The following is a 13017-nucleotide window of genomic DNA, read 5'->3' on the forward strand; positions in this document are numbered from 1 at the left end:
ATCGGCATCAACTCCGCCATCCAGTCCACCAGCAACGGCGGTTTCGGCACCGGCCAGTCCGGCTCCATCGGCCTGGGCTTCGCCATCCCGATCAACCAGGCCAAGTACGTCGCCCAGGAACTGATCAAGACGGGCAAGCCGGTGTACGCCAAGATCGGTGCTTCGGTCTCCCTGGAGGAAGGCACGGGCGGGGCGAAGATCACCGATCAGGGTGCCGGCGGCTCCGAGTCGGTCGATCCCAACGGTCCCGCCGACCAGGCCGGCCTGCGGCCCGGTGACGTCATCACCAAGCTCGACGACCGCGTCATCGACTCCGGCCCGACCCTGATCGGCGAGATCTGGACCCACAAGCCGGGAGACGAGGTCACCCTCACCTACGAACGCGGCGGCAAGGAGCAGACCACGAAGCTCATCCTGGGTTCCCGCGTCGGCGACAGCTGACCCCACCCCGGTCGCGCCGACCCGTTACCCTTGTCCCCGCGCCGCCGATCATTCGGCGAGCGTGGGGAGGTGTGCCCGAGCGGCCTAAGGGAACGGTCTTGAAAACCGTCGTGGCAGCGATGTCACCGTGGGTTCAAATCCCACCGCCTCCGCGCAGGTCATAGACGTGCTGGTCAGAAGGGGTGTCCCTCGATGAGGGGCGCCCCTTCTGCACGGGGCCTGTCTCACCTTGATCCGGCTCTGTCGCGTTGTGGATCAGTGCGTGTGGACCAGGTGTGGACCACGGCGCCAACAGCACGCACTGGTGGATCCGCAACGAGGCCGTCTGGCTGGCTACATCTGTGCTATTGATCCGAAACGGTTTTGGTTCTGGGTCGTTGGTGGGGTGTGAGCGATCTGGTGGGGGACGCGCGGTATCTGTCGCCGTCGGCGCAGGAGGCCCTGCGGCTGCGTGCGGTGGCCGCGTTGGTGGCGGGGCGGGACCGTGAGGACGTGGCCGCGGTCTTCGGGGTGTCGCTGAAGGCGGTCGACACGTGGTGGGCGAAGTGGCAGGCCGGTGGCCGGGAGGCGCTGGTCATGCGGCCCAGGGGCAAGCCGGTGGGGGTGCATCAGGTGCTCGGTGGGGCCGAGCAGTCCGCGGTGCGTCAGGCGGTCCTTGATCACCGGCCTTGTGACGTGGGGCTGGGCGGGCAGTTGTGGACGCGGCGGCTGGTGGGCGAGCTGATCGCGAAGCTGTACCGGGTGCGGCTGACCGAGCCCGGGGTGGGCACGTACCTGAAGCGGTGGGGGCTGTCCTTTCAGCGGCCGGACAAACGGGCGGTCGAGCAGGACCCGGAGGCGGTGCGGCGCCGGCATGAGGAGACCTGGCAGGCGATCCGGTCGAAGGCGAAGGCCGACGGCGGTGAGGTTCTGTTCGCCGACCGGGTCGGCATCCGCTCCGACCGGGTCACCGGCCGCACCTGGGGTGAGAAGGGCAGGACTCCCGTGGTGCGACGCAGCGGGAACCGGTTCTCGGTGAACGCCATGTCGGCGATCAGCACCAAGGGCCGGATGCACTTCATGGTCTTCACCGAGAGCTTCACCGCCGGGGTGATGTGCCGCTTCCTGGAACGGCTCGCCGGCCACTTCGACCACAAGGTCCACCTCGTGGTCGACGGGCACTCCGCCCACCGCTCCAAGAAGGTCCGCGACTGGCTCGCCGCCCACCCCGACGATGTCGAGCTGCACTTTCTGCCGCCGTACTCGCCCGAGCTCAACCCCGACGAACTGGTCAACGCCGATCTCAAGCACAGCCTGCCCAGACAGCACTGGGCCCGGAACCAGACCGAACTCGCCGCAGAGACCCGCCGGTTTTTCCGTAGACGCCAGCGACAGCCGCACATCGTCCGGGGCTACTTCGGTGGCCCAACCGTCCGCTACGTCCTGGACGAGAACACGTTGAGTTTCTGATCAATAGGTAGGCCCGCGAGCAGTTGGGCTCGAAACAGGTGGCATGGCTTGAAAAGGACGTCCGCTGGACTGACGCCCGCTCGCCCGTCGGACACCGCGTTGCGGTTGCGGCTCGCCCCACCGCCGCAGACTGTGGGGGGATGGGTGATCGTGTCCCGGCCGAGGACGGGCTAGCCGGCTGGTGGGTGGAGCTGCCCCCGGGTGCAGGAACAGCGGTGATGGCGACCGGGATCGTCTCCATCGGGCTGCACCTGGTCGGACAGGAGGCGCTCTCATGGATCCTGCTCGTCCTCGCCGCCATCGTATGGCTCGCGCTCGTTATCGACTTCGCGCGGCAGCTACTGCGCGAACGGGAACAGTGGGAGGTCAAGGCAGACACGCCGCCCGCGCTGACCGCAGTGGCCGCGACGACCATCCTCGGGACCTGGTTCGCACTACAGGGATGGTCGGGTGTCGCCGTCGCCGCGCTGGTCGTCACGGTACTGATCTGGCCGGTGCTGCTGACGGCGGTGGTGCGGCACTGGCGGCGGCGCTTGCCGGGCACGGTGTTCCTGGTGTGTGTCGCGACGCAGGGCCTGGCCGTGCTGGGCGGAACGCTGGCCCTCTCGCTGCCGTCCGGGTGGCTCGCCTGGCCAGCGCTGGGCTGCTTCCTGTTCGGGCTGGCGCTCTACCTGATCGCCTTTCTCCGCTTCGACCTCGGCCAGGTACGGTCCGGCGCGGGCGACCAATGGGTGGCCGGCGGGACGCTGGCGATCTCCGCGCTCGCCGGGGCGAAATTGCTGGCCGTGCCCGCCTGGCGCGGCACCGCTCTGCGCGACGCGCTGCGTGCGCTCACTCTGGTCACGCTCGCGCTGTCCGTGTGCTGGTACGCCGTCCTCGTCTTCGCCGAGGCACGCTGGCCGCGTCCGCGCTACGACATGAGGCGCTGGGCGACGGTCTTCCCGATGGGCATGACGGCCGTCGCCACCCTGTCCGTCGCCGACGCCGCGGCCGTGGGCTGGCTGCGGACGCCGGGGCAGGTACTGCTCTGGATCGCCGTCGCCGCCTGGGTGATCACGCTGGTCGGGCTGGTCCGGCACTTGGCTGCGTAAAACGAATCTGCGATCACGCTCTGACCTGTTGCTCAGAGTCTCAAGAGGTGGCTCCTGCGGCTTCCTCCACCGTCCATCCACCGGAACGTGGGCTTCCGTGCGGCTGGCGAGCGTCGTCGATCACTCGGGAAGGTACGCCGTTCGCGTGCATCCCGAGCCCCGTCCACAGGTCCTCGGAACGGCTCTCGCCCCGGACGTGGTTGAGTCGCCGGTATGACCAAGAGTGACGCCGCGGCTCTGTTCGGCAACCGTTTCCTGACCGCGCCCGCTCCCTCGGAGACCTTCCCCGAGGAGGGCATGACCGCGACGGACGCCATGAGGCTGCTGGACGCGGATCTCGCCATGGAGGGCGACCCGCAGCGCAACCTCGCCACGTTCGTCACCACCTGGATGGAGCCGGAGGCGCAGCGGATCATCGCCGAGAACCTCCATCGCAACTTCATCGACCACGCGGAGTACCCCATCTCCGCCGAGATCGAGCAGCGCTGCGTGCGCATGCTCGCGGACCTCTTCCACGCGCCGGGCGAGACCACCGGGTGTCGGACCCAGGGCTCGTCCGAGGCGATCATGCTCGGCGCGCTGTCGCTGAGGTGGAAGTGGCGGGAGCGCCGCCAGGCGGCCAATCTCTCGGTCGACCGGCCCAACCTGGTCTTCGGGGGCGACGTCCACGTCGTGTGGGAGAAGTTCTGCCGCTACTTCGACGTCGAGCCGCGGATCGTGCCGCTTGCGGAGGGCAAGTACACGATCGGCCCGGAGGACGTGGAGCCCCACCTCGACGAGAACACGATCGGCGTCGTCGCCGTCCTCGGCACCACGTTCACCGGCCACAAGGACGACGTCGTCGGGATCGACAAGCTCCTGCGGGACGTCCGCAAGGAGCGGGACCTCGACATCCCGATCCACGTTGACGGAGCCAGCGGCGGCTTCGTGTGGCCCTTCCTCTACCCGGACTCGAAATGGGACTTCCGGCTCGAGCAGGTCCGCTCGATCAACGTCTCGGGACACAAGTACGGCCTGGTCTACCCCGGCATCGGCTGGCTGGTCTTCCGCGAGGAGTCCGACCTGCCCAAGGACCTCGTGTTCCACGAGAACTACCTGGGCAAGACCGACGCGACGTTCACACTGAACTTTTCGACCGGCGCGGCGATGGTGCTCGCCCAGTACTACAACTTCGTGCGACTGGGTCGCCAGGGCTACACCTACGTCATGGAGACGATGCAGAAGAACGCCCACGCGCTGGCGGACAACCTGCGTAGCAACGGCCGCTTCGAAGTGATCGGCAGCGGCCTCGAGCAACTGCCGTTGGTCGCCTTCCGCCTCGCCGGCAAGCACGCCTACGACGAGTCCGACATCGCCTGGCAGCTCTCGGCCGAGCGAGGCTGGATGATGCCGGCGTACACGCTCCCGCCCAACGCTGAGCGGGTGAAGATCCTGCGTGCCCTCGTCAAGGAGACCCTGAGCCGCGAGCAGATCGATCGCCTGAGCCAGGACATTGACGACGCGTGCAGCACCTTGGACCACAAGGGTGCGACCACCGAGATCGAGCGGGCCCAGATCAAGCGCGGCACCGGCTACTGACGCCCGCTACCGGCACCCCCAGGGACGGGCGTCGAAGTCGCGGCCAAGAACGCGGACCTACGGGTAATCCGACTTCATGACGCTCGACACGGCTGCGCGACCCTGCTCACCGCGGCCGGGGTGGCGCCACGTGTCGTGATGGAGTTCCTGGCGCACAACCAGATCGCTGTAGCAAGGCCAGAGGGCCCACACCGATTCAGTAAGGACCCTCTGATCTGTCACTTCTCTGTCGGGGAGATTTGAACCCAAGTCTCTTCGTCCGGAACTATCGGCCGCGAGGTCATTGCGGTCCAGGACGCTGCTCGTGTAGTCATCGGCGGCCGTTGATAACCGCTTCGGTTGCGGTGGTTGCTGTACTCCGCTGCTATACAGCAGGGATTGTGACCGGGCGGGCGCTTGCCGTCCAAGCCGTCGGCTTCACTGAGCCGTGCCAAGTACCTCGTCGGCGCTGCGAGGCTCTGTGCGCGGCTGCTTGTTGAGCTTGTGGCGCTCGATGGAGGAGTGCCGGTAGACCTCTTTGCGGGCCCGCATGATGTTGCCCAGGGGTGCGTGCTCGGCGTTGACCCGCCAGGGTGTGAAGGACAGTGAGTCCAACTTCTCCAGGTTTTCCGGGCCGGAGATGTCCTGCTGCGGCAGCCGCAGTTTGGCCACGGTGACGGACGGCGAGAGCTTCTCGGGCCATTCCACGGTGGTGTCCTCCACCGGCATGCGCTCCAGGTCGGTGCAGAGCTGGACCTGGATGTCGAAGACGTAGGGCCGCTCCTGCAGCTCGGCTTCCAGGGCCGGTCGGAAGACCTCCGGCGCCGAGGCCGGGTCGATGGTGCGCCGGATCACCGCGGCGGCGGAGGACGGGTCGGGGGTGATGCGCACCTTGGCGATGTAGTCCCCGTGCCGGACCGCGCCCATGGTCCAGTAGCTCGACAGCAGCACATTGACCGGGGGGATCTTTGACAGGCTCAGGAAGGCCAGGAACTCTTCCCACGCCCAGTTGTCCTGGTCCAGGGTTCCCTTTCCGGTCACGAACTCGGTGAAGAAACGATGCGCGCCGGGTCGGCCCTGGGAGAAGTAGGCCGGCGCATCCAGGAACAGTTCCTGGATGAACAGGTAGTGCTCGATTGTGTTGCAGAAGAAGATCGGTGCGTTGATGTTGGCGTAATCGAACGTGCCCGTGTCCGGTTCGTCTTCCAGCAGGGTCGGGCCGGGGATGTCGAAGATCTTCAGCGCCAGTCCGGTGGCGGCGCCCAGTCGCGCGTCGGCTCCGGCGTGAGGCGAGCCGTTGGAGAAGCGGATGAGCGCATCGTGGGTTCCCGGAGTCGCGTAGATGCCTTGGGCGTACTCGGGAGGAAGCCCGTCCAGGATCTCCACTTCCCCCCGGACCAGCCCGTAGCCCTTGGCATGCGCGTCGCGGAGGGCCCGTCCGGTGCCACCGGCCTTGACCGAATCGGCGATGTAGCTCTCGGTCTTTTCGATCACCGTCTGCAGGTTTTGATCGAAGTGCGGGTCGTCGTCTTCGACGTCCGGCGTGTAGCGGACGAACTGTGCTGCCATGACCTCGACCTTTTCTTGGAGACCGTGGTGGGACCTCAGGAGGCGCGAATTGCCGTCAGTCCTCCAGTTCGGCGAGCCAGCGCAGGGCGCGCAGACCCGGCACGAAGCAGTACTCACCGCCCCGGGTGACCACGAAGCTGGGCAGGTTCTTCAGGCGGCGCCGGACCGGCTTCTCCGGGATGGTGACGCTGCCGGTTCCGCCGTGATGCCCGGCGACCGGGTCCTTCTCGCCGGGGTGGCCGATGAAGTTGCCGTCGTTGACCCACTCGGCCTTGATGAACTCGAACTGCCGTTCAAGGTGGGCCCCGAGGAAGACTCCGACGAGGCCCCGGTCGGCGCCGTCGTCCTCCAGCACGCCCTCCGGCAGCGGCGGCCCGTAGGTGGTCCCGCGGCGGATGAGGCGGTGCATCCGCGCGTCGCCGACGATGGTGGAATCGCGAGGGTTGATGCGCCGGATGTGCGCACCGGCCGGGCACCGGTAGCCCCGGTCGTCGTTCTCCCGGTACAGGAAGTTGTTGACGCGGTGCGGGTCGGCCGCCAGCTCCGGATCATCGTGCTCCGGCGTCAGCGTCAGCGGCGCCCCGCTGGGCCAGCGCCCGACCATCTTCGCCGCCAGGAGTGCCTCCTCCTCGGCGCTGGAGCTGTTCGCGCGCAGGTACTGCCGCCAGGCCGCCACGTTGGTGTGGACCTTGCGCACGGCCGCGTAGGTTCCGTTGCGCCCCAGTACATCGGGGCTGGGCATGGGCGGCAGATTGCCGGTTTCGTCGGGATAGCCGAGGATGAACTCGCCGGCCTTGATGGGGGTTTCCTGCGGGTTGGAGCCGGGAAGTCCGACGCCCTCGATGTTCGGATGGCTGATGCCGTCGCGGAAGCCGAAGGTGGTTCGCCCGGTCGGGAGCTGGTGGACGTCCTGCTGCCAGATCACCTGGACACCGGGCGTGTCCTCGTAGGCGACACGGGCCCGCTCCAGCTCCTTGTCCAGCTGCGCCGCATCGGAAGAGAGGGCGCTCAGCGCGATGTGGATGTCGCCCGTTCCGAACGGCGCCTCCCAGTGGGCCGGGGCGCTCTCGCCCACGTCGCCGATCAGCTCCGCCCGAGCGGCCATGCCTTCACGAAACGCCCGCGGAAAGCTGTCCAGCGAGTCCTGGGGCACCCCCAGGGCCCTCAGTCCCTGGTAGGTGAACGCCACAGCCACCCAGGCATCCTGGCTCGGGTCCACGCTGGGCAGCCCAACCGCGGTCACCGGGAGCAGCCGCTGCAGCAGGGCGCGCCCGGCGTGGGGGTCATCGACGCGCAGGAAGACGAACTTTCCCTCGTACGGCACGGGCCGTGGACGCAGTGCCCCGCTTTGGACGTCGTCGATCTCGACGCGCACGCTGGCCGCGCTGCTGCTTGCCGTCGCATTCATGATTGCTTGTGCCTCCACATCGGTCACCGCCCGGGCAGCCCGGCAGCGGCTGGTCCGCGCCCGCCGACGCGGTCCACAGACGTGGGGTCGGCTCTGAGGGTTGGTTGTGTCGGGGTTCTAGGCCGAGGCTTCCTCCAGCAGCTTCTGGAAGGCCGGCGTGCCCACCAACTCGGCGTTCGCCGGGTTGTCCAGCGCCGCCCGGAACTCGGGGGTGTCCAGCACGTCCTGGAACGCGTCGTCCACGCGCTGGTCCTTCCAGATCTGCTGAACGGTCAGGTCGGGATAGGAGCTGACGAAGCTCGTCGCGGGTGCCTGGTGGGCGACGAACCAGTCCTTCACCCCCGGATCGCTGATGCCCGGGAACCCTTCGCTGTGCGAGAAGATCCTGTCGAAGTTCGCCCCGATTACCGTCTTGGCGAAGTCGTCGATGTAGGTGTCCCAGGAGCCGTCGAAGACACTGGCGAACATAAACCGGGTGTCGTTGTCGAAGATCACGTGCCGTGCGTCATGCAGAGTGCCGATCTGGCGCAGCGCCCCACGGGCCTTCTCGTCACTTGCCCCGCTGGCCTGCATGGCGAGATCCTCACGCAGAGCGTCGGCCTCGCCCGGCTTGATCTTGGTAAATACGGTGAACTCGCCGCAGACCCCGTCCGACCTGCCTGGCCGCTCGGGGTGAGCTGACTGGGCTGCACCTGGCGTCGCAGTCATCGTGAGATTCTCCTGCCACGGATCGGTGCGAGGGTCGCCAAGCGCTCGGATATGAGGCGCCATCGCCCTCACATATCAATCCTCACTGCGGATGCGCTGCCTTGCATCTCCGCCCGGGCGTTGTGGTCACCTGGGGCGGATTCCCGGGAAGCTCCGGCACTGCGGGGTCCAGCCTGCTCGGTGCGGCAGGCCAATGCCGGGGTACTCACGTGTCCCGAGAAACTCCCGAGGACAGATCCGGCCAAGCGCAGGAAGATGGAACTGGTGGGACGTGCCGAGTACGTCGGCGTCGCCATTCTCAGGCAGCCACTTTCGCGCGGCCGTGAAGACAGCGGCGCAGCCGATCGCACAACAGCCCGGTGCGCCGTCCAGGCGGTCGGGGCATCCGCCGCCAAGCCCTGCTCCACTGGATCGCCACCCTGAGCCCCACGCGGAGGCAACCATGGGCGCAGTTCTCGGTGACGTGCTGGGTTTCGCGGCCGCCGTCGCGATCAGCCCGCTCCCGATCATCGCCATCATCCTCATACTCGCCACACCTCGGGGACGTCTCAACGGACCCCTCTTCACCGTCGGCTGGATCCTGGGACTCTCGGCACTGGGCGCGGTAATGCTGGCGATCGCTTCCCCCGCAGGTGCCTCCGCCCACAATCAACCGGCCACCTGGGTGGGAGCCCTCAAGCTCGCTCTGGGCCTGTTCCTCGTCCTCTTCGGCGCCCGGCAATGGCACCGGCGCCCAAAGGATCCCTCACAAGCCCAGCTGCCGAAGTGGATGGGTGCGATCGACCGCCTCACGCCGGTCAAGGTCTTCGGACTCGGACTGGCCCTGGCCGCGCTCAACGCCAAGAACGCCCCACTGACCATCGCCGCGGCCGCCTCCATTGGCTCAGCCGGGCTGCCGGTCGGGCAGCAGATCGCATCGCTGGCAATCTTCGTCCTGATCGCCACCCTCGGCCTGCTGGCCCCACTGGGAGTCTTCCTGATCGGGGGAGAGCGAGCGAAGACCACACTCGGTAACTGGAAAGACTGGGCAGCTCAGCACAACGTCGCCGTGATGGCCGTCCTGTTCTTCGTACTCGGGTTGAAACTGCTCGGAGACGGCATCTCCATCCTCACCTCCTGACGGGCTTACTCACGTGTGGCGGTGTGGCCCGATCACAGAAGCGCAACAGAGAAGGTCGGCGGAGCGGCTTTGGGCGGGAGCTGCTTTGGGGCGAGTGATCATGGCCCCTTAAGCTTCCGGCGAGTCGGGCAGTCTGTGGACCTGCCCGTTAAAGCACGACGTTGGGGCCATGACCTTAGAGGCTCGCCCCAAAGTGGCTGCCTAAAGCCCAAGGCCATGAAGTTACGGGCTGATGGGGACCGTCAAGATGTTGATGTTGAGGGTGGCCTGGTAGGTACGGCGGTCGACGCGCATGCTCTTGTAGGCGTAGCGGGAGAGCGGCCGCTTGACGGCGCGGGGGCTGAGTCGGAGTCGGCGGTCGGGCAGGAGCGCGGCGAGTACGGCGGCGCCGATCGTGCCGACCAGGTCGATCGTGGTGCCGGCGATCACGTTCGCTCCCTGGACGACTTGCGGAGTTGACGGCAGCGCTGACGGCAACGACGACACACGAACACGCATGATCACTAACCTGGGCGATCGGAGCAGGAGGCCGCCAGCACTCGTCACAGAGTGCTGCCCGACCCTACGGACCAGAAGATCATGGGTCCGACTCATACCGGGGGAGCCGGTGGACCCCGTGTGGACCACGGCCCCGCACAAAGCGTGAACCCGGGAAGCCCGCAGTCGCTCCACCCCAGGTGGGACAGTGCCGAGGCGGGTGGCCCGAGCGGCCGAAGGGAACGGGCTTGAAAACCGTCGTGGCAGCGATGTCACCGTGGGTTCAAATCCCACCGCCTCCGCGTGAAGAGCAGCGAGAACGGCCCCTGACCAGGTCCTGCGGTCAGGGGCCGTTCTGCTGTGCGCTGCCCACTGATCACCGTCTCTGCCCGTGGTTTCCGCTCGGCGGGGCACGGAAGGGGCATGGTCCGGGCATGCGCGGACGACCGTATGGGGGGACGTCGGCGACGGGCGTCGGATGCGGACGGCCGACGACCGACCGGCACCTTGCGGACGGCCTGGCGGGGAGCGGTGGGTTCCACGATGCCGCCCGTGCCCCGAAGGCTTGGGCCGTTCCGAGACGGCCGGCCCCTTTCCTGCGGGTCGCTGGCGGGACGATCACGTCGTCTTCCGAGTCGATTGCGGAATGGTTGCACGGCGCGACGCTTTCCACGCGCCCGAGCCGGCGCGGGCGCTGTTCTTGCCATGCGGTCTCCGCCTCTCGATCAACTCGCCAAGGCGGTGGTGAGTGCGTTGCGCCGCTGAGGCCCGAACTCGCTCCGAAACGCCGCGATGAAGACATCGGGCCCGGTTTCCGTTTCCGGAATCGGGGCCGCTTTCCATCGGATGACGGGCGCGTAGCCCTTCCGCCCACCATGGGGGAGTGGTGGAGCTGTTCTGGGGCGAGTGATCGTGGCCCGTAAGTCGATGGCGAGTCGGGCGGTCCGGGGGCTTTTCCGTTGAAACCCGGCGTTGGGCCGTGCTCTTGGAGAATCACCCTGCAATGGCTGTCCGACCGGCTGTGCCATCCGCTCGCGTGATCGTTCTGCTTCGAACGGGATGACGGGTTCGGCGAGTTGGCCGGCGCGGAGACGTGAAGGAGGATCTCTTGACGACTCGGGCAGAGGCAGCCGAAGAACGCCACGAGGTGCCCCACGCCCACAAGGCACTGCCCGGTGGGCGTGGGGCACCTGGCCACCTGGTGGGGTGGGGCGGACGCTGGAAAGGTCAACGCCGGGAGACCCATGGCGTTCTCCTTTGGCAGTGAACCGAAATGGCCCCGGGTGTCACGCCTGCGGGTGAGGCAATGCGTATGCATGCGGGATCCAGGAGATTTTCGGCACCCGCTTTCGGCGCTGCCGAGATGGTGTCAGAGGCCTTGGCCCAAAGTCTGCTTGACGCCGCCGACGAGGGGGCCGAGAACGCCACCCGCAGGGCCGAGACCAGCATTTCCCTGTGAGCTTTCCTGGGGCGCCGAGTCCATAGGTGCGGCGACTGCGGTGCCCATGGCGAAGAGTCCCGCGGTGACAAGGCCGGCGAGAACAATGGCGGTGCGACGAATCATTTCCGTGCCCTTACGATGGGTGACGAGACGATCGCGGATCGTATCAGGCGGTGCGCCGGCAACGAGAAAGCCACAAAGGGATTCGCCATATCGGCCTGCGCAAACCACCGTGACGACAGCACGCGTTGAAGGGCGGTAATGCCGACGCCCGGCCGGCCGGGAAACGCATCGGGAACGAAGCGGCCGTCGGCTCGACCCTGAGCCGGGACCTGCGGGCCCTCTGTGGTCAGGAAGCCGCTCGCAGCAGGCGGAGTTGGCCGATTTCTGCCGCGTTCTTCAGGAGTTCGGTGTTCACCCAGGCGAGCGTGTGGGCCACGGTGTGCGCCGGGTCGCCCGGCCAGGGGAACGAGGCCGTGGCGTCCAGGTCGGTGTCGGTGAGGTTGTCCAGGACCGCCTGCCACTCCGTCCGCAGGCCGCGCAGCCACTGGACGGTCGGCGCTCCTTCGCCGGGCCAGGTGATGTCGGTCCGCTTCCGGGGCCGGAGCCCGCGCGTGTGGTCCAGGGTCACGCTCCACCACCAGCCGATGTGCCAGCTGACCCAGGCGATGGTGGGGACGGGTACGGGGTCGGGCTCGGTCTCGGCCCAGTCCGGTTCCCAGGTCCCGTCGGCGGAACGGTGCAGCGTCCAGCAGTGAGGGGTGGGTTCCCACAGGAAATCGTCCGGTTCCAGCCGCTCCAGGTGGTACTCGAACAGCGACCAGGTCAGGTCGAACTGCCAGCGCAGGAGTTGTGTCCGGGAGACGGGCGAGGGACCGGCGGCGGTGGCGAGGTCAGGGGTGCTCGGATCCGGGGTGCTCGGGTCGGGGGTGCTCATCGGGGGTCCTTGGCCTTCCGCGAGGCGTGCGGTACGGGTGGTCAGATCTCGATGTCCTGGGCGAGTTGCTCCCAGGACACCTCCCGCAGTACGGGCTCCGTGTCGTGGCCCGACGGCACGTGCGCGGCCGGCTGGAACCAGACGACGGTGAGACGGGAGCGGTACAGGGCACGGTCGTGGGCCGGGTCGAGTGCCTCGGAGCGGAAGTGGCCCAGGCAGGTCACGGCGGGCATGACCTCCACGGGGCCGAAGGCGCCGGCGTACTGGTCGGGGCGCTCGCGCGGGGGCGGAACCAGGTGGACCGGGGTTCCGGGGAAGGCGTCTTCGGCGGACCGCAGCGCCGAGGTGATCTTCCGGTCGTTGAGGGGCTTGCACGGGTACCCCTCGATCATGCCGCCGTACGTCGACGACATCCGCAGCTCGGAGAGGTCGACCGAGCGGCCTGAGGTGAGGACGACGCGCGTGAGTGACATGGTCGGCACTCTAGGGCGGTGGTGCATCCGGGGCTTTCGGTTTTCGTCGGGCGGAGCAGGGCTGGGGAAAGGGCGGAGAGGAGAGGGGAGGAGAGAGAGGGGGGCGAGTTGTGTGTTGTCTGTCGTCAGGGGTGATGGCCCGTCATGCGGGCTGCCGAGGCGATCGTCGCGCGGGCCTCGCGTTCGGACAGGCCCGTGTTGAGGGCCGCCTCCATCAGGGGGCCCGCCAGGGCGGGGCCGATGCCTTCCTCGTAGGCGCGGCAGGCCGCCCAGAACAGGCGGGTGTTGCGCTGGCCCTCGTGCGCCGCGAGGACGAACTGGACCAGCCCCTGCCCCTGCCCCTGCC

General features: G+C 67.8%; 11 protein-coding genes, 2 tRNA genes and 2 pseudogenes. 8 read left to right on the forward strand and 7 right to left on the reverse strand.

Annotation, left to right across the window (positions count from 1 at the left end):
• The 6 genes and pseudogenes from AOK11_RS34170 to AOK11_RS45730 all read left to right on the forward strand — a co-directional run.
• Positions 1-441 (forward strand): S1C family serine protease (locus AOK11_RS34170; RefSeq protein ID WP_157869511.1); only part of this gene is annotated, 441 nt, incomplete at its 5' end.
• Positions 442-506: 65 nt separating this feature from the next.
• Positions 507-593, forward strand: a tRNA-Ser gene (locus tag AOK11_RS34175).
• 235 nt (positions 594-828) lie between these two features.
• Positions 829-1890, forward strand: a complete 1062-nt coding sequence (locus tag AOK11_RS34180; RefSeq protein ID WP_240497599.1) for an IS630 family transposase — start codon at positions 829-831, stop codon at positions 1888-1890.
• Between the two features lie 140 nt (positions 1891-2030).
• Positions 2031-2981 carry a tellurite resistance/C4-dicarboxylate transporter family protein gene (locus tag AOK11_RS34185; protein WP_055597548.1) on the forward strand — a complete coding sequence of 317 codons (951 nt, stop codon included), beginning with the start codon at positions 2031-2033 and terminating at the stop codon, positions 2979-2981.
• 213 nt (positions 2982-3194) lie between these two features.
• Positions 3195-4559: a glutamate decarboxylase gene (gene gad / locus AOK11_RS34190; protein WP_055597549.1), complete on the forward strand. Its 1365-nt coding sequence runs from the start codon at positions 3195-3197 to the stop codon at positions 4557-4559.
• A gap of 42 nt (positions 4560-4601) precedes the next feature.
• A pseudogene (locus tag AOK11_RS45730) lies at positions 4602-4730 on the forward strand (tyrosine-type recombinase/integrase); the annotation flags it as partial.
• Between the two features lie 246 nt (positions 4731-4976).
• Here AOK11_RS45730 and AOK11_RS34195 read toward each other — a convergent pair.
• The 3 genes from AOK11_RS34195 to AOK11_RS34205 form a co-directional block, all read right to left on the reverse strand.
• Positions 4977-6107, reverse strand: coding sequence for a catalase family protein (locus AOK11_RS34195; protein ID WP_055597550.1), 1131 nt, complete (start codon positions 6105-6107; stop codon positions 4977-4979).
• A gap of 55 nt (positions 6108-6162) precedes the next feature.
• The gene (locus AOK11_RS34200; protein WP_055597551.1) at positions 6163-7515 is read right to left on the reverse strand and encodes a Dyp-type peroxidase; all 1353 of its coding nucleotides are present in this window, start codon (positions 7513-7515) and stop codon (positions 6163-6165) included.
• 117 nt (positions 7516-7632) lie between these two features.
• Positions 7633-8223: a hypothetical protein gene (locus AOK11_RS34205; RefSeq protein WP_240497600.1), complete on the reverse strand. Its 591-nt coding sequence runs from the start codon at positions 8221-8223 to the stop codon at positions 7633-7635.
• A gap of 442 nt (positions 8224-8665) precedes the next feature.
• Here AOK11_RS34205 and AOK11_RS34210 point away from each other — a divergent pair, with 442 nt between their 5' ends.
• The gene (locus AOK11_RS34210; RefSeq protein WP_055597553.1) at positions 8666-9343 is read left to right on the forward strand and encodes a GAP family protein; all 678 of its coding nucleotides are present in this window, start codon (positions 8666-8668) and stop codon (positions 9341-9343) included.
• 222 nt (positions 9344-9565) lie between these two features.
• Here the strand turns inward: AOK11_RS34210 and AOK11_RS34215 are convergent, their stop codons facing one another.
• Positions 9566-9772, reverse strand: a complete 207-nt coding sequence (locus tag AOK11_RS34215) for a hypothetical protein (protein ID WP_055597554.1) — start codon at positions 9770-9772, stop codon at positions 9566-9568.
• 263 nt (positions 9773-10035) lie between these two features.
• On the opposite strand from AOK11_RS34215, the gene AOK11_RS34220 reads away from it, so the two are divergent.
• A tRNA-Ser gene (locus AOK11_RS34220) sits at positions 10036-10122 on the forward strand.
• Between the two features lie 1488 nt (positions 10123-11610).
• On the opposite strand, the gene AOK11_RS34225 is transcribed toward AOK11_RS34220, so the two are convergent.
• From AOK11_RS34225 to AOK11_RS34235, 3 genes and pseudogenes are all read right to left on the reverse strand, one after another.
• A complete protein-coding gene (locus AOK11_RS34225; RefSeq protein ID WP_055597555.1) occupies positions 11611-12198 on the reverse strand; it encodes a DinB family protein in 588 nt (195 codons plus the stop codon).
• A 41-nt stretch (positions 12199-12239) separates the two neighbouring features.
• A complete protein-coding gene (locus AOK11_RS34230) occupies positions 12240-12671 on the reverse strand; it encodes a hypothetical protein (protein ID WP_055597557.1) in 432 nt (143 codons plus the stop codon).
• A gap of 125 nt (positions 12672-12796) precedes the next feature.
• Positions 12797-13017: pseudogene (locus AOK11_RS34235) on the reverse strand (bifunctional DNA primase/polymerase); the annotation flags it as partial.

Origin of the sequence: Streptomyces hirsutus, assembly GCF_001418415.1 — a bacterium.
Classification (GTDB): domain Bacteria; phylum Actinomycetota; class Actinomycetes; order Streptomycetales; family Streptomycetaceae; genus Streptomyces; species Streptomyces hirsutus.